The 19,332-nt window shown below is 74.1% G+C and carries 18 protein-coding genes; 11 read left to right on the top strand and 7 right to left on the bottom strand.

Annotated features, from left to right (window positions below):
- Positions 1-7: 7 nt before the first annotated feature.
- From FB458_RS07310 to FB458_RS07325, 4 genes are all read right to left on the bottom strand, one after another.
- Positions 8-532 carry a hypothetical protein gene (locus FB458_RS07310; protein WP_141847908.1) on the bottom strand — a complete coding sequence of 175 codons (525 nt, stop codon included), beginning with the start codon at positions 530-532 and terminating at the stop codon, positions 8-10.
- A gap of 162 nt (positions 533-694) precedes the next feature.
- Positions 695-1,786 carry an inositol-3-phosphate synthase gene (locus tag FB458_RS07315; RefSeq protein ID WP_141847909.1) on the bottom strand — a complete coding sequence of 364 codons (1,092 nt, stop codon included), beginning with the start codon at positions 1,784-1,786 and terminating at the stop codon, positions 695-697.
- A gap of 42 nt (positions 1,787-1,828) precedes the next feature.
- Positions 1,829-2,407: a PadR family transcriptional regulator gene (locus FB458_RS07320; RefSeq protein ID WP_141847910.1), complete on the bottom strand. Its 579-nt coding sequence runs from the start codon at positions 2,405-2,407 to the stop codon at positions 1,829-1,831.
- 209 nt (positions 2,408-2,616) lie between these two features.
- Positions 2,617-3,606 carry a hypothetical protein gene (locus FB458_RS07325; RefSeq protein ID WP_141847911.1) on the bottom strand — a complete coding sequence of 330 codons (990 nt, stop codon included), beginning with the start codon at positions 3,604-3,606 and terminating at the stop codon, positions 2,617-2,619.
- Between the two features lie 186 nt (positions 3,607-3,792).
- Here FB458_RS07325 and FB458_RS07335 point away from each other — a divergent pair, with 186 nt between their 5' ends.
- Together FB458_RS07335 and FB458_RS07340 are read left to right on the top strand one after the other, a co-directional pair.
- Positions 3,793-6,096 carry a transglycosylase domain-containing protein gene (locus FB458_RS07335; protein ID WP_170185592.1) on the top strand — a complete coding sequence of 768 codons (2,304 nt, stop codon included), beginning with the start codon at positions 3,793-3,795 and terminating at the stop codon, positions 6,094-6,096.
- A gap of 29 nt (positions 6,097-6,125) precedes the next feature.
- Positions 6,126-7,634 carry a glycosyltransferase 87 family protein gene (locus FB458_RS07340; protein ID WP_141847914.1) on the top strand — a complete coding sequence of 503 codons (1,509 nt, stop codon included), beginning with the start codon at positions 6,126-6,128 and terminating at the stop codon, positions 7,632-7,634.
- Here the strand turns inward: FB458_RS07340 and FB458_RS07345 are convergent.
- Positions 7,615-8,025: a hypothetical protein gene (locus tag FB458_RS07345; protein ID WP_141847915.1), complete on the bottom strand. Its 411-nt coding sequence runs from the start codon at positions 8,023-8,025 to the stop codon at positions 7,615-7,617. The two genes, FB458_RS07340 and FB458_RS07345, sit on opposite strands and share 20 nt — an antisense overlap.
- 303 nt (positions 8,026-8,328) lie before the next feature.
- On the opposite strand from FB458_RS07345, the gene rpsF reads away from it, so the two are divergent.
- The 4 genes from rpsF (at position 8,329) to rplI (ending at position 10,115) form a co-directional block, all read left to right on the top strand.
- Positions 8,329-8,616, top strand: a complete 288-nt coding sequence (gene rpsF, locus FB458_RS07350; protein ID WP_141847916.1) for a 30S ribosomal protein S6 — start codon at positions 8,329-8,331, stop codon at positions 8,614-8,616.
- 67 nt (positions 8,617-8,683) lie between these two features.
- Positions 8,684-9,325, top strand: coding sequence for a single-stranded DNA-binding protein (locus tag FB458_RS07355; protein ID WP_141847917.1), 642 nt, complete (start codon positions 8,684-8,686; stop codon positions 9,323-9,325).
- A gap of 89 nt (positions 9,326-9,414) precedes the next feature.
- The gene (gene rpsR, locus FB458_RS07360; protein ID WP_013494395.1) at positions 9,415-9,651 is read left to right on the top strand and encodes a 30S ribosomal protein S18; all 237 of its coding nucleotides are present in this window, start codon (positions 9,415-9,417) and stop codon (positions 9,649-9,651) included.
- A 17-nt stretch (positions 9,652-9,668) separates the two neighbouring features.
- A complete protein-coding gene (gene rplI, locus FB458_RS07365) occupies positions 9,669-10,115 on the top strand; it encodes a 50S ribosomal protein L9 (RefSeq protein ID WP_141847918.1) in 447 nt (148 codons plus the stop codon).
- A gap of 81 nt (positions 10,116-10,196) precedes the next feature.
- Here the strand turns inward: rplI and FB458_RS07370 are convergent, their stop codons facing one another.
- A complete protein-coding gene (locus FB458_RS07370; RefSeq protein ID WP_141847919.1) occupies positions 10,197-11,477 on the bottom strand; it encodes a hypothetical protein in 1,281 nt (426 codons plus the stop codon).
- Positions 11,478-11,632: 155 nt separating this feature from the next.
- On the opposite strand from FB458_RS07370, the gene FB458_RS07375 reads away from it, so the two are divergent.
- The 5 genes from FB458_RS07375 to trpS all read left to right on the top strand — a co-directional run bounded on the left by FB458_RS07375 (position 11,633) and on the right by trpS (position 18,976).
- Positions 11,633-13,501 (top strand): CehA/McbA family metallohydrolase domain-containing protein, encoded by a 1,869-nt coding sequence (locus FB458_RS07375; protein WP_141847920.1) that lies wholly within the window; start codon positions 11,633-11,635, stop codon positions 13,499-13,501.
- A gap of 9 nt (positions 13,502-13,510) precedes the next feature.
- Entirely contained in the window at positions 13,511-14,404 is an 894-nt protein-coding gene (locus FB458_RS07380) for an SMP-30/gluconolactonase/LRE family protein (protein WP_141847921.1), read from the top strand.
- A gap of 89 nt (positions 14,405-14,493) precedes the next feature.
- Positions 14,494-16,374, top strand: a complete 1,881-nt coding sequence (locus FB458_RS07385; RefSeq protein WP_141847922.1) for a CehA/McbA family metallohydrolase domain-containing protein — start codon at positions 14,494-14,496, stop codon at positions 16,372-16,374.
- A gap of 70 nt (positions 16,375-16,444) precedes the next feature.
- Entirely contained in the window at positions 16,445-17,614 is a 1,170-nt protein-coding gene (locus FB458_RS07390) for an RtcB family protein (RefSeq protein WP_141847923.1), read from the top strand.
- Positions 17,615-17,848: 234 nt separating this feature from the next.
- A complete protein-coding gene (gene trpS, locus FB458_RS07395; protein WP_211355959.1) occupies positions 17,849-18,976 on the top strand; it encodes a tryptophan--tRNA ligase in 1,128 nt (375 codons plus the stop codon).
- Positions 18,977-18,998: 22 nt separating this feature from the next.
- On the opposite strand, the gene FB458_RS21265 is transcribed toward trpS, so the two are convergent.
- Positions 18,999-19,157, bottom strand: a complete 159-nt coding sequence (locus tag FB458_RS21265) for a hypothetical protein (RefSeq protein ID WP_170185593.1) — start codon at positions 19,155-19,157, stop codon at positions 18,999-19,001.
- Between the last annotated feature and the right edge of the window lie 175 nt (positions 19,158-19,332).

Raw genomic sequence — 19,332 nt, forward strand, 5'->3', positions numbered from 1 at the left:
AAGTGTCTTATCCGGGAGGGGTGGCGAGGTAGGGGACGACGTACGGGCCCCAGGCCCACGCCTGGACGACGGTCAGGGCGAGGAAGACCCCCGCCGGGACCGTGACCCGGACCCACAACGGGGTCCTGCGGGGCGCGACGGAGAGCGCGGCCAGGACGACGCAGGCGACCAGGAGCGGTGCGCCGACCGCCCACTGCTGGGGGGTGCGGGGCCAGCAGTCGGCGTACACGCACCGACGGTCGGGCCCGCTGAACTCGAAGTCGGTCGCCCAGGGTGCCCAGAAGGCCCACCACAGGCAGGTCCACACCGCGACGACGAGCGGCCCGGGGTCGACGCGCAAGGCCCGTCGCGAGGTGGTCAGGACCATCCCCACCGCGACCACCAGGGCCGTGAGGAGCCACGGCCCGCCCGGGCCCGCCCGGACCGGGAGCACGTCGGGCAGCGTGATCGGCAGCGTGGGGAGCCCGGCGCTGCCGGCGCCGACCCAGTAGGCGGCCCCGAGCGTGATGAGGGCCGACGCCACCCACCGCACGCCGGTGACCCCCGTCCGGAGGCGGCCCCTCCATGCGGCCGTGGCAGGGGCGTTCACGCAGGAGACCGTAGGGCACCGCGACGGGCCGGCGTCCGTACGACGCCCCGAGGCCGCGCACCCGGGTGGGTGCGCGGCCCCGTACGGCGTGCTGGGGTCAGCGGGTCAGCGCTGCTCCTCGCCGGCGATGAAGGCCTCGAGCTTGGCGCGGCCGACCTCGTCGGGACGCTGCTCCGGCGGGGACTTCATCAGGTAGGCCGCCGCGGAGAGCAGCGGGCCACCGATGCCGCGGTCCTTGGCGATCTTCGCCGCGCGGATGGCGTCGATGATGATGCCGGCCGAGTTCGGGGAGTCCCAGACCTCGAGCTTGTACTCGAGGTTGAGCGGGACGTCGCCGAACGCACGACCCTCGAGGCGGACGTAGGCCCATTTGCGGTCGTCGAGCCAGGCGACGTAGTCGCTCGGGCCGATGTGGACGTTGCGGTCCTCCTTCTTGCCGGCGAGGGCGCCGGTGAGGTTGGAGGTGACCGCCTGCGTCTTGGAGATCTTCTTGGACTCCAGGCGCTCGCGCTCGAGCATGTTCTTGAAGTCCATGTTGCCGCCGACGTTGAGCTGGTACGTGCGGTCGAGCTGGACGCCGCGGTCCTCGAAGAGCTTGGCCATGACGCGGTGCGTGATCGTCGCGCCGACCTGGCTCTTGATGTCGTCACCGATGATCGGCACGCCGGCGGCCTCGAACTTCGCGGCCCACTCCGGGTCGGAGGCGATGAAGACCGGCAGGGCGTTGACGAAGGCGACGCCCGCGTCGATCGCGCACTGCGCGTAGAACTTGTCGGCCTCCTCGGAGCCCACCGGCAGGTAGGAGACGAGGACGTCGGCCTGGGTGTCCTTGAGCGCCTGGACGACGTCGACCGGCTCGGCGCCGGACTCGTCGATCGTCAGGCGGTAGTACTTGCCGAGGCCGTCGAGGGTGTGGCCGCGCTGGACGGTGACCCCGGTGGTGGGGACGTCGCAGATCTTGATCGTGTTGTTCTCGCTGGCGTTGATCGCCTCCGAGAGGTCCTTGCCGACCTTCTTGTCGTCGACGTCGAACGCGGCGACGAACTCCACGTCGCTGACGTGGTAGTCGCCGAAGCGGACGTGCATGAGGCCGGGGACGGTGCCGGAGGCGTCCGCGTCCCGGTAGTAGTGGACACCCTGCACCAGCGAGCTGGCGCAGTTGCCGACGCCGACGATGGCGACGCGCACGGAACCCATGGGTCTCTCCTTGTGTTGGGGGGCTGTTCGGGGTCTTGCGGTTCAGGTGGTCGGGGGGCCGGCCTCGGCCGGCCGGGCGCGCTCGGCGGAGATGAGCTCCTCGAGCCAGCGCACCTCGCTCGCCGTGCGCTCCTCGCCGTGCTCGGCGAGCGCGGAGGTCCACGCGTCGGCGCGCTCGCGGTTGCGCGCGGACGCGGTCCGGATCAGCTCGAGGCGCTCCTCGAGCCGGGAGCGCCGGCCCTCGAGGATGCGCAGCCGCACCTCGGCGGTGGTCCGCGCGAAGAAGGCGAGGTGGACGTCGAACCCGTCGTCGTCCCAGGTGCTCGGGCCGGCGTCGGCGACGAGGGTCTGGAAGCGCTCCTTGCCCTCGGCGGTCAGCTCGTAGACGACCCGGGCCCGGCGGCTGCCGGCCTCACCGGACTCGCCCGCGACCTCGGCGACGAGACCCTGGGCCAGCAGCCCGCGCAGGCACGGGTAGAGCGAGCCGTAGGACAGCGCCCGGAACGCGCCGAGCGCGCTGCCGAGTCGCTTGCGCAGCTCGTAGCCGTGCATCGGCGCCTCGTGCAGCAGCCCGAGGACGGCGAACTCGAGCAGGTCGGCGCGGCGGGTGGTGCGGGGCACGGCGTCCTCCTCGGGTATCGGCGCGGCGTGGTGGGCGGCCCGGGTTCGATATGACAAACTCGGGCTTTGTCAGGTCACCGTACACGACGATGTATCGCGGCGATACATCGAGACGCCCGTACGCCGCGCCGTACGGGCTCTGCGGGACGACGACGGCCCCGGACGACGAGGTCGTCCGGGGCCGCGCGCTGGAGAGCGGTCGGGGTACGTCAGCCGAAGGTGGCGGTGCCGCCGTACAGGTAGACGACCGCGCCGTTGCCGCCCTTGCAGGTGACGGGCTGGTCGCCCGCGCACGTCATCGGGTAGCTCTTGTTGGTGACCGGGCTGGTCGCCGTCACGGTCCGGCTGTCGCCGGCCTGCGGGTTGCTCGCCACCCAGGCCTGCTGGACCGCGAGCGCGAAGGGGCAGCTCGTCGCCGTCGACCCGGCGGCGGCCTTCGACCACGGCCCGGTGCCCGACCCGCCGCACGCCTTGCCGCTCAGCGACACCGGCGGGTACGGCGACGTCGACGTGGCCGAGGAGGAGGGCGCGCTGGAGGTGCTGCCGCCCGGGCTCGTCGAGGCGCCGCTGCCGGGCGGGGCGGAGGCGCTGGTCGACGGCGCGGTCCCGGCGGACGGCGACCCGCCACCGTTGTTGCGCAGCACCCCGAAGTAGATCGCCGCCAGGCCGACGAGGACGATGACCGCCCCCACGGCGAGGGCGGCGAGGACGCGGCCCGCGCCGGAGCGCCGGGCCCCGCCGTCGAGCTCGAGCCGCTCGTCCTCGCGCAGCGGCGGCGGCAGCCGCGGGTCGTCGTCGTACTGCTGCCAGCCGCTCTCGTCCGGGTCGTACGACGTCCACTCCTGCGTGGGCGCGGCGGCGCGCGCCGGCGGCTGGTCGTCGACGAACCAGCCGGCGTACGGGTCGTCCTCGGCGGGAGCGGTCGTCGACGGGCGGACGTACGGCGACGCGGGCTCGGCGGGCGCGACCGGCTGCGACCGCGAGGTCTGCTGGTCGGCGACCGGCGCGGGCACCTGCTGGGTCGCCCCCGGGTCCACCTCGTCGGGGGCCGCGGTCGGGTCGAGACGCTGCGTCGACCCCTCGGTCGGCCCCTGCTCCCGGCCCGCCGGTGGGGCGGCGGAGACGGGCCAGCCGCAGGTGCGGCAGCGCTGGTCGTCGGCGCCGAGCGGCGCTCCACAGCGGTCGCAGAACGTGGGCATGACCAGCGATCCTCTCACGGGCGGCACCGGGGGTCGGGGTCGTCGCCCGGCGGCACCCGTGGCGAAGTCGCCCCGGGCACGGGACGATTTCGTCGTCCTCAGCCGCGCCACGCATACTCGAAGGTCGAATCGACGCCGGCGCCGGACCGCGCCGGACCGAGTGCGTCACCCGACGAAAGCAGGACCGTGAGCAGCCAGAACCGCCCGCCCGCCCGGCCGTCCGGCCGCCCCGCCGCGGGTCGTCCAGCCGGCCGCCCCGCCGCCGGTCGTCCCGCCGCGGGCCGCCCCACCGGCAAGGGTCGTGGCGGCAAGAAGCCGTCGCGTGGCCGTCGGATCTGGCGCTGGGTGCGCTGGCCGTTCTACGCGCTGCTCACCCTGTTCGCGCTCGGCTGCGTCGGCATCGCCGTCGCCTACGCCCGGATCGACGTGCCCCAGCCGAACCAGCTCGCGCTCGCGCAGGCCTCGATCGTCTACTACGCCGACGGCAGGACCGAGATGGCGCGGATCAGCGACGTCAACGCCAACCGCGAGGACGTCACCCTCAAGGACGTGCCGGTCACCGTGCAGCACGCCGTCATCGCCGCCGAGGACCGCTCGTTCTACTCCAACCCCGGCATCGACGTGAAGGGCATCGCCCGCGCCGTGTACGACGCCGTCCGCGGCAACGACACGCTCTCGGGCGGGTCGACGATCACCCAGCAGTACGTGAAGAACTACTTCCTCACCCAGGACAAGACGCTCACGCGCAAGCTCAACGAGATCGTCATCGCGGTCAAGATCGACAAGACCCACTCCAAGGACGAGATCCTCCAGGACTACCTCAACACCATCTACTTCGGCCGCGGCGCCTACGGGATCAAGACCGCCTCGCGCGCCTACTTCGGCAAGGACCCCAGCCAGCTCACCGTCGCCGAGGGCGCCGTGCTCGCCTCCGTGCTCAACGCGCCCAGCCTCTACGACCCGGCGCTCGGCCAGGAGCAGCAGGTCAACCTCCAGCGCCGCGTCGACTACGTCCTCGACGGGATGGTCACCGAGGGCTGGCTCAGCCAGGCCGACCGCGCCAAGATCACCGGTCTGCCCAAGACCGTCAGCCCGCCCAAGACCAAGGCCCTCTCCGGCACCAACGGCTACATCGTCGCGGCGGTGCGGGACGAGCTGAAGGCCAGGCTCAAGCTCAGCGACGACGAGATCGACCGCGGCGGGCTGCGGGTGACGACGACGATCGACAGGACGGCGCAGGACGCGGCCGTCAAGGCCGTGCAGGACACCGTGCCCTCGGACGCCAAGGACGTCTACGCCGGTCTCGCCGCGGTCCGCCCCGGTGACGGCTCGATCGTCGCGATGTACGGCGGCGCCGACTACCTCACCCGGCCGCTCAGCTCGGCGACCCAGGCCGTCATGCAGGCCGGGTCGACCTTCAAGCCGTTCGCGCTCGCGGCCGCGCTGCAGCAGGGCATCAGCGAGAACACCCGCTTCGACGGCAGCAGCCCGGCGATCTTCGGCACGACCACGGTCGAGAACGAGTTCAACGAGGGCTTCGGGCGGATCACCCTGCGCACGGGTCTGGCCAAGTCGGTCAACACCGTCTACACCCGCCTCAACGAGCAGATCGGCCCGAAGTCGACCCGCGAGATGGCCGTCGCCGCGGGCATCCCGGCCCCGTGCGCGGCCGGGAGGACCAACGGCTGCACCCAGGGCCTCGACGACACCCTGACCAACGTCCTCGGCACCGCCTCGCCGCACGTGCTCGACGTGGCCAACGCCTACGCGACGATCGCGGCGGGCGGCAAGCGCGCCACCCCGCACCTCGTGGCCCGCGCCACCTCCGACGTCCTCGGCATCGACTACTCCGGGCCCAAGGAGACGCAGACCGCCTTCTCGTCCGAGATCGCCGCCGACACCCTCGACGCCATGCAGGCGGTCACGGAGCCGGGCGGCACCGGGGTGCGCGCCTCCGACCTCGGCCGCCCGGTCGCCGGCAAGACCGGGACGAGCGAGTCGCACAAGTCGGTCTGGTTCACCGGCGTCGTCCCGCAGCTGTCGGTCTCGGTCGGCATGTACCGCGACGTCAACGGGACCCCGCAGCCGCTGGAGAACATCGCCGGCATCAACGAGCTGTCCGGCAACAGCCTGCCGCTGTCGATCTGGCTGCAGTTCATGCAGGCGGCGACGCAGAATTTGCCCGTCCAGGGCTTCCCCCAGCGGGCCGGCATCGGCGACGACAAGATCGCCACGCCGACGACGACCGCGCCGCCGGTCACCCAGGCGCCGAGCACGGCGACCACCGCGCCGCCGAGCACGACGACGACGGTCCCGCCGACCACCACCAGCACCACGAGGACGCAGCAGCCCACCCCGACCCCGACCCGGACCCGCACCCGGACCCCGGGCCCGACGCCCACCCCGTCGGCCACGTCGACGACGCCGGCCCCCGCCGGCGGGGTCGCCGGCCCGGCCGCCACGCCGACGACGCCGCCACCGGCGGGGTGAGGCCCAGCGGGGCGCCGTACCCTCGCCCCGTGGCCCGCGACCTGCCGCGCGTCGGCGAGCGCCGGCCGCCGGAGACCCCCGACCTCGTCACCGTCCCCACGCTCGAGGACCCGGTGGTCCGCGAGGCCAGCCACGTCGTCGGCGGGCCGATGGGCCGGTACGCCGTCCCGCTGGCCCACGGGCTGCGGGTCGTCGCCGCGCTGCTCGCCGCGCTCAGCGCGCTGACCATGGGCGCCGCCGTGATCGAGCGGGCGCACTGCGTCGACCAGGGCTGGAGCACCCCGGACCAGTTCTGGCACCTGTGCTTCTCGGACCTGCCGGCCACGTACAAGGACAACGGCCTCAGCGTCGGCGCCGTCCCCTTCCTCACTGGCGCGACCGGGTCGCCGACCCTGGCCCAGCCGCCGCTCACCGCGGTGACGATGACCGTCGTGGCCCAGCTCGTCCCCGACGGCGACGCGCAGCACCGCATGCTCCTGTACTTCGTCCTGTGGGCCGCGCTCGCGGGGATCCTCCTCGCGCTGACGACGTGGTGGACGGCGATGTCGGTGCCCCGGACCCCGTTCCGGGCCGCGCACGTCGCGCTCTCCCCGGTCGTCGTCCTCACCGTCGTCGTCGCGCCCGACGTCCTCGGGGTCGCGCTCGTCGCGGCCGGGCTGTGGGCGTGGCGCCGGGAGCGGACGGTCGCCGCGGGCGCCCTGCTCGGCCTCGCCGTCTCCGCCCGCAGCTACCCGGTGCTCGTCCTCGTCGCCCTGCTGCTCGTCGGGCTGCGGGCCGGGCGGGTGCCTGCCGTCGCCCGCACCCTGGGCGCGGCCGCCGGCACCGTCGCCCTCGTCACCGGTCTGCTCGCCCTGCTCAACCCCGACGCGGCCCTCGCGGCCTACCGCGCCTGGGCCGGGTCGGCGGCCGGCTTCGGGTCGCCGTGGGTGCTGCCGCAGCTGGCCGGCTACCCGCTGCCGGCCGGCGCGGTCACCGTGCTCGCCGTCGTCGGCTGGGTCGCCGCGCTGCTCGCCGGCGCGGTCCTGGCCCTGTCCAGCCCCCGCCGACCGGGGGTCGCCGAGGTCGCCCTCGTCATGGTCGCGATCGTCCTCGTCACCGGGAAGTCGGTGCCGGTGCAGAGCTCGCTGTGGCTCGTCCCGCTCGTCGCCCTCGTCGGCCTGTCCTGGCGCGACCACCTGGTCTGGGCCGGTGTCGAGGCGCTCTACTTCGTCACCGTCTGGCTCTACATCGCCGGGCTGTCGACCCCGGACCGCGGACTGCCGCCGGGCTGGTACTCCTTCTTCCTCGTCCTGCGGCTCGCCGGGATGGCGTGGCTGCTCGTGCGCACCTGGCGGATGGCGCGGTCGCGCTGGCCCGACCTGCGCGAGGAGGCGCAGGAGCGACGCCGTACGGCGGCCGAGGCCGGGCACGCGCTCGACCCGCAGCTGCTCGAGGCCCTCGAGGCCGCTGACGAGGAGGCCGCGGTCGAGGAGGAGACCGACCCGCTGGCCGGCCCCCTGCGCGGGGCCCGCGACGAGCTCATCGTCCGCTTCGGGTGACCGCCCCGCGGTCGAGCAGCCGACGGGTCATCCGGTCGTGCGCGGAGCCGACCGCGCCGAGGGCGCCGACCCCGGCCAGCCCGGCGGGCGCGAGCAGCAGCGGCGACAGCGCGAGGACGAGCGCCACCGCGGCGACGACGAGCACGGTGACGACGCCGAGCACGAGCCCGGCCACCACGTGGGTCGCCACCCGTGCGGGGGAGGACGTCGGCGCGACGTCGCCGCCCACGGGGTACGACGCCCGGTAGCGCCGCACCCCCTCCCCGCGCAGCAGCCGCACCGTCGCCAGCACGCTGCGCGGCAGCAGGTAGGCGCCGTCGACGACCGCGGTCGCCGCTGCCGTGGTGGAGGCGGGCGCCGTGGTCCGGGGCGCGGTGCCGGTCGTCGTCATGGCCCCACCCTCGCGGTGGGGCGGGACGGGCGGCCATGCGTGGGCACCCTCAGCCACCCCCGACCGGCCCCTGAGCGGACCCCGAGCAGACTCGGAGCAGACTCGGAGCACCGTCGGCCCGACGATTTCTGGGGGAGGGTCCGCGCCCGGTAGTCTGAGCCGGTTGTCGTGGCCCGGTCGTCCCCTGTGGACGACGGAGCCGGCCTCCGCGCCGAGCGTGGGAGGCTCGTCACGGCACGACGTACGCACCCTCCTGTCACGGAGAGACCGTGACCGCCAAGACCGAAGGAGGTGGGTCAGCGCATGCGTCAGTACGAACTCATGGTCATCCTCGACCCGGAGCTGGACGAGCGGACGGTCGCCCCGTCGCTCGACAAGTTCCTCACCGTCGTCAGCAAGGAGGGCGGCTCCGTCGACAACGTCGACATCTGGGGTCGCCGTCGCCTCGCCTACGACATCAAGAAGAAGTCCGAGGGCATCTACGCCGTCGTCAACCTGACGGCCACCCCGGCCACGGCCCAGGAGCTGGACCGCCAGCTCGGGCTCAACGAGTCGGTCCTGCGGACCAAGCTCCTGCGCCCCGGCGCCTGAGCCCCACCGCGCACCCGCTCGACCCGTTCCACCCGCTGCACCCCGTCCCGCCCATCCCGGAGGACCCATGGCAGGCGACACCGTCATCACGATCATCGGCAACATCACCGGTGACCCTGAGCTGCGCTTCACCCCGTCCGGGGCCGCGGTCGCGAACTTCACCGTGGCCTCGACCCCCCGCGCGTTCGACCGCCAGTCGAACGAGTGGAAGGACGGCGAGACGCTCTTCATGCGGTGCTCCGTCTGGCGCGACGCGGCGGAGAACGTCGCCGAGTCCATCCAGCGGGGCACCCGCGTCATCGTGCAGGGCCGGCTGAAGTCGCGCTCGTACGAGACCAAGGAGGGCGAGAAGCGCACCGTCGTCGAGATGGAGGTCGACGAGATCGGCCCCTCGCTGCGGTACGCCTCGGCCAAGGTCACCAAGACCCAGCGCTCCGGCGGTGGCGGCGGTGGCGGCGGTTTCGGTGGCGGTGGCGGCGGCCAGCAGGGCGGCGGCTGGGGCGGAGGCTCCGGCGGCGGCCAGCAGGCCGAGGACCCCTGGGCCACCGGTGGTGGCAACGGGGGCTCCGGCGGCAACGGCGGCGGCCAGCAGGGCGGCGGCTGGGGCGGAGGCTCCGGCGGCGGCCAGCAGGGTGGCGGCAACCAGGGCGGCGGGAACCAGGGCGGTTGGGGCGGCGGCGCGCCGTCGTACGACGAGCCCCCGTTCTGAGCCGACCCGCACGGCAAGACAGCAAGACCAGACAGACCCCATCCCGGGGCACAACCCCGGGCTCTCATCCCTAGAAGGAGAGCACCACGATGGCCAAGCCCGTTGTGCGCAAGCCCAAGAAGAAGGCGAACCCGCTCAAGGCCGCCAAGGTCGAGAACATCGACTACAAGGACACCGCGCTGCTGCGCAAGTTCATCTCCGACCGCGGCAAGATCCGCGCGCGTCGCGTGACCGGCGTCTCCGTGCAGGAGCAGCGCCTCATCGCCACCGCCGTGAAGAACGCCCGCGAGATGGCGCTGCTGCCCTACAGCAGCTCCGCCCGCTGAGCCGAGGAGACAGACACATGAAGCTCATCCTCACCCACGAGGTCACGGGTCTCGGTGCCGCCGGCGACGTCATCGACGTCAAGGACGGCTACGCCCGCAACTTCCTCCTCCCGCGCGGCTTCGCGACGCCGTGGACCAAGGGCGGCCAGAAGCAGGTCGAGGCCATCACCGCGGCCCGCGCCTCCCGCGCGATCCACGACCTCGACGACGCCAAGCAGCTCAAGGGCCGCCTCGAGGCGCAGACCGTCACGGTCTCCGCCAAGGCCGGCCGCGGCGGCCGCCTCTTCGGCGCCGTCAGCGCGAGCGACGTCGCCGCGGCCGTCAAGGCCTCCGGTGGCCCGCAGCTCGACAAGCGCAAGATCGAGGTCGGCGGCCACATCAAGTCGACCGGCTCGTTCAACGCGACCGTCCGGCTCCACCCGGAGGTCCAGGCGACCCTCAAGCTCGAGGTCGTCGAGGCCTGACGGCCCACCCCGCCGTACGACGACGCCCCCGCCCGGACCTGGTCCGGGCGGGGGCGTCCCGTTCTTCGTGGGGGCGGGGCGTCAGCCGACCGCGGCGGCGACCGTGCCCGACAGGTCGACGACGACGTCGGCGGCGCCGACCGAGCCGTTCCAGAGCGCGATCCGGCCGTCCGGACCGACGGGCAGCAGCACCGTCGCCGACACCGTCTGCCCGGTCGCCCAGTTGACCAGCGACGCGGTCGGGACCCGGCCGCCGCTGGCGTAGCCGGTGAGGTAGCCGCCGGCCCGGGTGTTGGTGACCGTCACGGTGACGAGCACCGCCGACACCGTGCCCGGGGCGACGGCCAACGGTCCCGCCGCCATCGACACCGGGCGGGAGGTCCGCGGCGCGAGCGCGCCGAAGGTGGCCCCCGGCGCGCGGGTGTCGAGCTGGCGGTAGGGCAGGGCCACGGTCGTCGTGCCCGGGTCGGTGCCGGCCCCCGGGGTGAGGACGCCGACGAGGTCGGCGACGAGGTGCACGGACCCGACCGAGGCGACGTACAGGGTGACCGAACCGTCGGGGGCCAGCGGTGCGACGACGAGCGAGGCGACGGTCTGCCCCGGGCGCCAGGTGAGCACCGACCCACCGGAGGGGGGCACGGGCTTGCCGCCGAGCGCGACGTACCCCGTCTGGGTGCCGGCGGTGGCGGTGAGGTTGAGGACGACCGCGCCCGCCCCGGCGGCCGGTCCGCCGTGGCCACCGAGGGTCAGCCGGGTCGACGAGGTCGGGGGCAGCGGGGTCGTCGTCGCGATCCCCACGGCCTTGCGGGTGTCGAGGACGCGCTGCGGCGACATCGGCGTGTAGGCGCCCGCCGTGGCGGGCTTGCCGGCGGCGACGTACCCCTCGACGTCGACGACGAGGTGCGCGGGCGCGGCCGACCCGCTCTCGAGGAGCAGCCGCCCGTCCTGCCCGACGCGGACGACGGCGGTGTTCGCGACCGTCTGCTGCGGCGCCCAGTTGAGCGAGCTGGTGGCCGGCATGTCCTCGTCGTCGGCCCAGGCGGTGAGGTAGCCGGCGGCCTGCGGCGCGGTGACGGTGAGGGTGACGACGACCGCGCCGACCCCGGTGGCCGGCAGCCCCGCGACCCGGGTCGTGTCGACGGGGACGATGCCGCCCCCGGGGACCGGGGTGCGCGTGGGGATGCCGACGGCGACGCGCGTGTCGAGGGCCCGCACCGGAGTGATCGGCACGTAGGTGCCCGGGGCCGGGGCGGTCACCGCGCCGGTCACAGCGGTGGCGGCGGGGGCCGGACCGGTGCCGGACAGGGCGAGCGCGGCGAGCAGGACGAGCGGCAGGACGAGCGGGCGCGGGCGCCGGGGCACGGGGACACCTCTTCAGCAGGGACCGGGCGGGGGGAGGGGGAGGGCCCGGGGCTTCGGAGTCAACCACGCGCGGCGCCGTCGCGGGATGGTCCGTCCGGACCCGAAACGCGGCGTTCGGACCGCGTGCCGCACCGCCCGCCCGCATGATGGTCCCCGTGTGCGACGACCACGACGACTGCCCCGACCTCGACCTGCACGCCCTCGGGCTGAGCGGCGCCCTGAGCACCGGCCGGGCCGTCGGGCACCCCTTCACCCGCCGCCAGGTGCTGCGCTGGGGGTCGGCCGCCGCCGCCGTCGCCTGGTTCGCCGCCCGCTCCGCCCCGCCGGCGCGGGCGCTGTCGGCGGGCCCCGCGGCGGTCGGTGGCCTGGTCCTGACGGACGGCACCCGTAGCCGGCGGCACGCGATGCACGTGCACTCCTCCGCCTCCGAGGGGCCGGGGTCGTTCGCCAACCAGATCGCCCTCGCCGACGCCAACGGCTGCGACGTCATCTGGCCGACCGAGCACGACTGGCGGATGTTCGCCGTCCCCGGTGACGACCGCATCGCCCGCGGCTACGCCTTCACGTCGCTGAAGTCGGCCGGGTGGACGTGGAAGCCGACCGCGTCGGGGGCGGCGACCGCGAGCCGGGCCCAGGTGACGCCGTACCAGGGCGGCTCGGCGCTCGCGCTCGGGGTGACCGCGGGCGGCAACGCCACGACGGGGCTCAAGGCCACCACCCGCACCCACCTCTTCGAGGGCTCGGTCATCGGGCGCAGCCTGCTCGCGCCCGCGACGGTGACGGCGCTGTCGGGGCAGGCCTGGTTCGAGGTCGTGCTCACCCTGTCCAACCAGGGCTCGCGGGTCCTGCACCTGGTCTACCGGTACGGCACGACCCCCGCCTCGCGGAGGCTGGTCAACGCCACGACCGCGCACGTCTTCGTGCCGGTCCGGGTCGGCGACACCATCGCCGACCCCGTCGACATCGAGGCCGACGTCGCCTCCTTCTTCGGCTCCGTCTGCGACCCGCAGGACAACTCGGTCGTCGGGATCACCGTGCAGGCCAACACCGCCGGCGGCCGCGTCGAGGTGATGCTGCCGCGGCTCGACCTGCCCCGCGACGTCACCGGCCAGGCCGCGTTCGACGCGGTGTGCGCGATGTACGACCGGGTCGCCGCCGGCCGGACCGCCGTGTGGCGCAAGGGGATCGAGGTCTCCGGCACCGACAAGCACCACCTCGGCTGGTACGGCGACGACGCGACGAACCTGCCCTTCTCGGAGACGACGACGAGCCTCGAGGCCGCCGTCGCGCAGATCCGCGCCCGCGGCTCGATCGCCTCCTTCAACCACCCGTACGGCGTCGCGACCTCCACCGGGGTGCGCGACCCCGCCAAGATCCTCAAGGCCTACACGCAGATCCGCCCGAGCGGCGTCTACGGGGCCGACGTCATCGAGCTGGGCTACGACAGCCGCGGCGGGATGACGACCGACGACCACCTCGCCCTCGGCGACCTGCTGTGGTGCGACGGGGTCGTCATCACCGCCAACGGCGTCAGCGACGACCACAACGGCAACACGTGGAAGAACACCTACCTCACCCAGCCGTGGTCGACCGGCACCCCCGCCGCCGACCTGGCGGCGCTGCGGACCGGGCGCGCCACCGTCACCCGCACCGGCTACGCCGGCGACCTCTGGGCCGAGCTCGACGGTCGCCCCATGGGGTCGGTGCCGAGCCGCACCCAGAACGCCCCCGGCACCCTCACCGTCCGCGCGAGCGGCGTGCCCGCCTCGTGGACCCTCGAGGTGGTCCGCGGCGCCGTCGTCCCCCTGGGTCGCCGGCGCACCGCGGCCGACCTCACCGTCACCCGGCTGCCCGGGTCGGCGCTCGCGTCGGGCTCGACCGACGTCGGCGTGGCCGGCGGCAACGGCTACGTGCGCGTCCTGCTGCGCGACGGCGCCGGGGTCGTGCAGCAGTTCGGCAACCCGGTGTGGTCGGGGGTGCCCAGCACCGCCGGGATCGACCCGGGGCGCGTCGTCGCGGTCTAGCGTGAGGTCATGGCCACCGACGTCCAGACCCTCGTGACCGACCTGTCCTTCGCCGAGTGCCCGCGCTGGCACGAGAGGCGGCTGTGGTTCGTCGACTTCTACACGCACGCGGTCTCCTCGTGCGCCGAGGACGGCAGCGACCTGCGCGTCGAGGCGCACGTGCCGCAGCAGCCGTCGGGGCTGGGGTGGCTGCCCGACGGGCGGCTGCTCGTCGTCTCGATGCGCGACCGCCGGCTGCTGCGCCGCGAGGCGGACGGCACGCTCGTCACCCACGCCGACCTCTCGGCGCACGTCACCGGCCACCCCAACGACATGGTCGTCGACGAGCAGGGGCGGGCCTTCGTCGGCAACTTCGGCTTCGACCTCATGGGCGGCGCGGACGTCGCCCCGGCCGTCCTGCTGCGCGTCGACCCGGACGGCACGGTGACCCAGGTCGCCGACGACCTGTGGTTCCCCAACGGCTCGGTCATCACCCCGGAGGGGACGCTCCTCGTCGACGAGACCTTCGGCAACCGGGTCACCGCCTTCGACATCGCCGCCGACGGATCGCTGACCGACCGCCGGGTCTGGGCGCGGTTCGGCGAGCTGCCGACGGGGCGTGCGCTCGCCGACGTCCTGCCGCAGCTCGTCGTCGCGCCGGACGGGTGCGGGCTCGACGCCGAGGGATGCCTGTGGGTCGCGGACGCGACCAACGGGCGGGTCCTGCGGGTCAGGGAGGGCGGCGAGGTCCTCGAGGAGGTGCACCCCGGGACGGGCGTCTTCGCCTGCCAGCTCGTCGGCGACGACGGCCGCACCCTCGTCATGTGCTGCGCGCCGGACTTCGACGAGCACGCCCGCAGCGCCGCCCGCGAGGCGAGCCTGCGGACCGTGCGGGTCGACGTCCCGCACGGGGGCCGCCCCTGAGGGGCCTGCCGCGTTGCACGAGCGACCACCTCGTGCACCGTCCGGGCGACCCGCACCGGCCGGGGCCCGTCGCACCGCACACTCCTCGGATGTGCGACGAGGCCACCCAGGAGTGCCGTGACCTGCTGAGCGACCACCTGGGGGGTCGGACGCTCAAGGCGGCGCTGCGGCTGCAGCGGCTCGGCCGGCCGCGCCGGCGCGACCTGCTGCGGGCGGGGGCCGCCGCCGCGGGGGCCGCCCTGCTCCTGCAGGGCCGCACCCGACCGGTCCGGGCCGCCGTCCCCGCCGCCCGCCGGGGCACCGCCGGGCAGCTCGTCCTGCCCGACGGGACCAGCAGCCGCCGGCACGCGATGCACGTGCACGCCAGCGGGTCGGAGGGGACCGGGTCGGCGACCGCCCAGACGGCGCTGGCCGAGCAGGCCGGGTGCGACGCCCTGTGGCTCACCGACCACGACTGGCGGCTCTTCGCCCTGCCGCCGGACACCCGGCTGCCGCGGGGCTACGACTTCACCGCGCTCTCCGCCGGGGGCTGGACCTGGACGCCGTACGCGAAGGGCCGGGTGACCACGTCGCGCGCCGCCGTCGTCACCGCGGCGAGCGGGCCGGTCCTCGACCTCGCCGTCACGGCGAGGGCCAAGGGGGCGACGTACGGCGTCGTCGTGAGCACCGTGGGCAACCAGCTCGAGGGGAGCATCGTCGGCCGGCAGGTCGAGCTCCCGTTCACCGTCGTCGGGCTGAGCGGCCAGGCCTGGTTCGAGGTGGTGGCGACGCTGAGCACCCGGGCGGGGAGGCAGCAGCAGCTCGTCTACCGGTTCGGGACGACGCCGGACTCGCTGGTCCGCGTCGACGCCTGGACCGCGCACGTGTTCCGGCACGTGCGGGTCGGGATGGCCGCCCCGGTCGTGCTCACGCTGCTCGACGACGCCACGGCGGCCTTCGGCGCGGACTCGCTGCCGGCCGACAACGCCCTCTCCGGTCTGGCGCTGCAGGTGACGGCCCTGTCCGGCTCGGTCGAGGTCACCCTGCCCCGGGTCGGGCTGCCCCGGCTGGTGACCGGGCAGGCCGCGGTCGACGCCGTGTCCGCCGCGTACGACCAGGCCTTCGCCGCGCACCCGACCGTGGCCCGCCGCCCGGGCATCGAGGTCTCGGGCAACGGCGACCACCACGTCGGCTGGTACGGCGCCGGCGCGACCCTCGTGCCCTTCTCCGACCAGGCGGTCGCCGGGGCCGTCGCGACGATCCACTCCGGCGGCGGCGTGGCCAGCTACAACCACCCCTTCGGCACGGCGAGCCCCGCCCGCAACGCCGCCCGGATCGGCAAGGTCTTCGCGGCCGTCGCGCCGTCCCGCGTCTACGGCGCCGACGTCGTCGAGCTCGGCTACGTCCAGCGGGGCGGGATGACCCTGGCCGACCACCTGGCCCTCGGCGACCTGCTGTGGCAGCAGGGCGTCGTCCTCACCGCCAACGGCGTCAGCGACGACCACAACGCGGTGACCTGGCGCGACACCTTCCTCACCCAGCTGTGGACCGACGGCACCCCGGACGACGAGCTCGCCGCGCTGCGCACCGGCCGGGCCACGGTGGCCCGCAACGGCTTCCTCGGCGACCTCGCCGTCACCCTCGACGGGCGCCCGATGGGGTCCGTCCCGTCCTCGGTCGTCACGGCCACCGGCGAGCTCACCGTCCTCGCGACCGGGCTGCCCGCCGGGGCCACCCTCGAGGTCGTGCGCGGTGCGGTGCGGCCCACGACGCCCCGCGCCACCGCGGTGCCGTCGACGACCTCGACGGTGCTGTCGGTGGACACGGCCCTCGTCGGTGGCGCGGTGTCGCTGGGGGTGGCCGGCGGGGCGGCGTACCACCGGGTCGTCGCGCGCGACGCGTCCGGCTCGGTGCTCGCCTTCACCAACCCGGTGTGGTCGGGGGTGCCGGACGTCTCGACGGTGCCGTCAGGGCGGGTGGTCGCCGTCTGAGGGTGCGGCGACGGCGACACTGTGGAAAACCGTTGGGGCACAACGCTCTCCGTCGGTCACACTGGTCCGCATGGAGAAGATCACCCAGCGCCTGGTGAGCTTCGCCTCGATCCTCGAGGCGCAGACCCGGGACCAGGCCGTGCGGACCGCGCAGCTGCCCTTCGTGTTCCCGCACCTCGCCCTCATGCCCGACGCGCACCTCGGCAAGGGCGCCACGGTGGGGTCGGTCATCCCGACCCTGCGCGCGCTGATCCCGGCCGCGGTCGGCGTCGACATCGGCTGCGGCATGATCGCGCTGCGCACGCAGTACGACGCCTCGCAGCTGCCGGTCGACCGGCGCCCGCTGCGGCAGGCGATCGAGGCCGCGGTGCCGCTGTCGGCCGGCGCGTACAACACCGACGTCACCCGTGAGCACACCCGGGCGCGGCTCGACGAGCTCGAGTCGCGCGCGGCGAGCGCGGGTCTCGACCCGGCGTCGTACGCCGGCGGGTGGCGGCTCCAGCTCGGCACGCTCGGCTCGGGCAACCACTTCATCGAGGTGAGCCTCGACGAGGAGGACCGGGTCTGGCTGTTCCTGCACTCGGGGTCCCGGGGCGTCGGCAACAAGATCGCCACCCACCACATCAGGGTCGCGCAACGGCTGTGCGAGCGGTGGTGGATCGACCTGCCCGACCCCGACCTGGCGTACCTCGTCGAGGGGACGGACGAGTTCTGGGCCTACGTGCGCGAGCTGCGGTGGGCGCAGCACTTCGCCCTGCTCAACCGCGAGGAGATGATGGACCGGGTCGTCACCTGCTTCGAGGAGTGGGTCGGCGGCGACGTCGTCGTGGACGAGCTCGTGAACTGCCACCACAACTACACCGAGCAGGAGACGCACTTCGGCCGGCAGGTGTGGGTGTCCCGCAAGGGCGCCATCCACGCGGGCGCGGGCGTGCCCGGCCTCGTCCCCGGGTCGATGGGGACCCGGTCGTACGTCGTCGTCGGCAAGGGTGACCGCATGTCGCTCGAGTCCGCGCCGCACGGGGCGGGCCGCGAGTACGGCCGGCGGGCCGCGCAGCGGCGGTTCTCCTACGACGAGCTCGTCGCGGCGATGGACGGCATCGAGTGGTCCGGGTCGCAGGCCTTCCTCGACGAGATCCCCGCGGCCTACAAGGACGTGGAGGTCGTCATGGCCGACGCGGAGGACCTCGTCGAGGTCCGGCACGTGCTGCGGCAGATCGTCAACGTCAAGGGGGACTGACGACCGGTCCGGTGCTGCCCCCGCGCTCTGGTGGCGCGGGGGTAGCATCGTCGTCGTGACCACCAGCCAGCGACCGCCGCGGTCCGCCGCGCGCCGCTGGTGGCTGCCCTGACGGGCGGCCCACCCACCACAGCACGACCACCAAGCCGCCCCGCGAGGGCGGCTTCTGCGTGTCCGGACCGTCGTCCGGGGCCGCAAGTCCGCTCCGGGGCACCGACCGGAAGGACCACGACCATGACCACCAGCACCCTCGAGACGACCAGGACGACCGTGACCGCCGACGTGCCCACCGACGTGACCAGCGAGACGACCGCCCCGCGCAAGCGGATGCTCACCGGGGACCGGCCGACCGGCCAGCTGCACCTCGGGCACTACGTCGGGAGCATCGAGAACCGGGTGCGCCTGCAGCACGAGTACGAGGCGTTCTTCATCATCGCCGACCTGCACATGCTGACGACGAAGAACACCCGCGCCGACATCGACCAGGTCAGCGCCAACGCCCGGGCCATGGTCCTCGACCAGCTCTCGGCCGGCATCGACCCGGCGAAGGCGACCTTCTACCTGCAGTCGGCCATCCCCGAGGTGACCGAGCTCAACACGCTCTTCCAGAACCTCGTCACCGTCCCGCGCCTCGAGCGCGTGCCGAGCCTCAAGGACATGGCCCGCAGCGCCGGCAAGGACGAGATGCCGTACGGCCTGCTCGGCTACCCGGTCCTCCAGGCCGCCGACATCCTCTGCGTCAAGGGCAACGTCGTCCCCGTCGGCAAGGACAACCACAGCCACGTCGAGGTCACCCGCGAGATCGCGCGCCGTTTCAACAGCCTGTACGGCGACGTCTTCCCCGTCCCCGAGCTCGTCGAGTCCGAGATCACGACCCTCGTCGGCACCGACGGCCAGGCCAAGATGAGCAAGTCCATCGGCAACACGATCCTGCTCGCCGACGACGCCGCGGCGGTCCGCAAGAAGGTCGGCGGGATGTACACCGACCCCAACCGCGTGCGAGCCGACATCCCGGGCACCGTCGAGGGCAACCCGGTCTTCGTCTACCACCACGCCTTCAACGACGACGCCGCCGAGGTCGCCGACCTCGAGGAGCGCTACCGGGCCGGTCGGGTCGGCGACGTCGAGGTCAAGGAGAAGCTGGCCGCCGCGATCAACCGCTTCCTCGAGCCGATGCGCGAGCGCCGGGCCGAGTACGAGTCCCAGCCCGGGCTCGTCGACGAGATCATCGTCGAGGGCACCGAGCGCACGCGCGACGAGGTCCGCGCCGTCACCGCCGAGGTGAAGAAGGCGATGGGGATCACCGGGACCTACAACCAGCTGCGGCGCAAGGCCGAGCAGGCGCGCAAGCGGCGCGGCTGATCGTCGTACGGGCGGGTGGGCGTCAGCCCGGGGGCGGGGAGTCGCCCTCCTCGGGCACCTGCTGGTCGTCCTCGACGAGCTGGTTGGGGGCGTCGTGGTGCAGCTGCTCGGCGGCGTGCTTGGCGTCGTCGATGCTGTGCTGCACCTCCTCGAGGTCGGGGTGCTGCGGCTGGTCGGACATCGGTCCTCCGTCGTCGGCGGGAGCGGGTCGGACGGCCCGCTCATCCCGGTGTACCCCGTCGTGGCGTCCGACACCATGGGTGCGCGGTGACCGCCCGGTGCGGACGCGGCCAGTAGCGTTCAGGGCGATGTGCCCCTGTCCGGGGCCGCCGTCGTCTCCCGGAAGGACCTCCCGG

This window comes from Lapillicoccus jejuensis (genome assembly GCF_006715055.1).
GTDB classification, from domain to species: domain Bacteria; phylum Actinomycetota; class Actinomycetes; order Actinomycetales; family Dermatophilaceae; genus Lapillicoccus; species Lapillicoccus jejuensis.

Bases quoted from the DNA above. Each gene is read 5' to 3' on its own strand.
- rpsR (WP_013494395.1), top strand. From the start codon at position 9,415: ATGGCCAAGCCCGTTGTGCGCAAGCCCAAGAAGAAGGCGAACCCGCTC.
- FB458_RS07325 (WP_141847911.1), bottom strand. From the start codon at position 3,606: ATGCCCACGTTCTGCGACCGCTGTGGAGCGCCGCTCGGCGCCGACGAC.
- rplI (WP_141847918.1), top strand. From the start codon at position 9,669: ATGAAGCTCATCCTCACCCACGAGGTCACGGGTCTCGGTGCCGCCGGC.
- FB458_RS07355 (WP_141847917.1), top strand. From the start codon at position 8,684: ATGGCAGGCGACACCGTCATCACGATCATCGGCAACATCACCGGTGAC.
- FB458_RS07380 (WP_141847921.1), top strand. From the start codon at position 13,511: ATGGCCACCGACGTCCAGACCCTCGTGACCGACCTGTCCTTCGCCGAG.
- FB458_RS07390 (WP_141847923.1), top strand. From the start codon at position 16,445: ATGGAGAAGATCACCCAGCGCCTGGTGAGCTTCGCCTCGATCCTCGAG.
- rpsF (WP_141847916.1), top strand. From the start codon at position 8,329: ATGCGTCAGTACGAACTCATGGTCATCCTCGACCCGGAGCTGGACGAG.
- FB458_RS21265 (WP_170185593.1), bottom strand. From the start codon at position 19,157: ATGTCCGACCAGCCGCAGCACCCCGACCTCGAGGAGGTGCAGCACAGC.
- trpS (WP_211355959.1), top strand. From the start codon at position 17,849: ATGACCACCAGCACCCTCGAGACGACCAGGACGACCGTGACCGCCGAC.
- FB458_RS07315 (WP_141847909.1), bottom strand. From the start codon at position 1,786: ATGGGTTCCGTGCGCGTCGCCATCGTCGGCGTCGGCAACTGCGCCAGC.
- FB458_RS07385 (WP_141847922.1), top strand. From the start codon at position 14,494: ATGTGCGACGAGGCCACCCAGGAGTGCCGTGACCTGCTGAGCGACCAC.
- FB458_RS07345 (WP_141847915.1), bottom strand. From the start codon at position 8,025: ATGACGACGACCGGCACCGCGCCCCGGACCACGGCGCCCGCCTCCACC.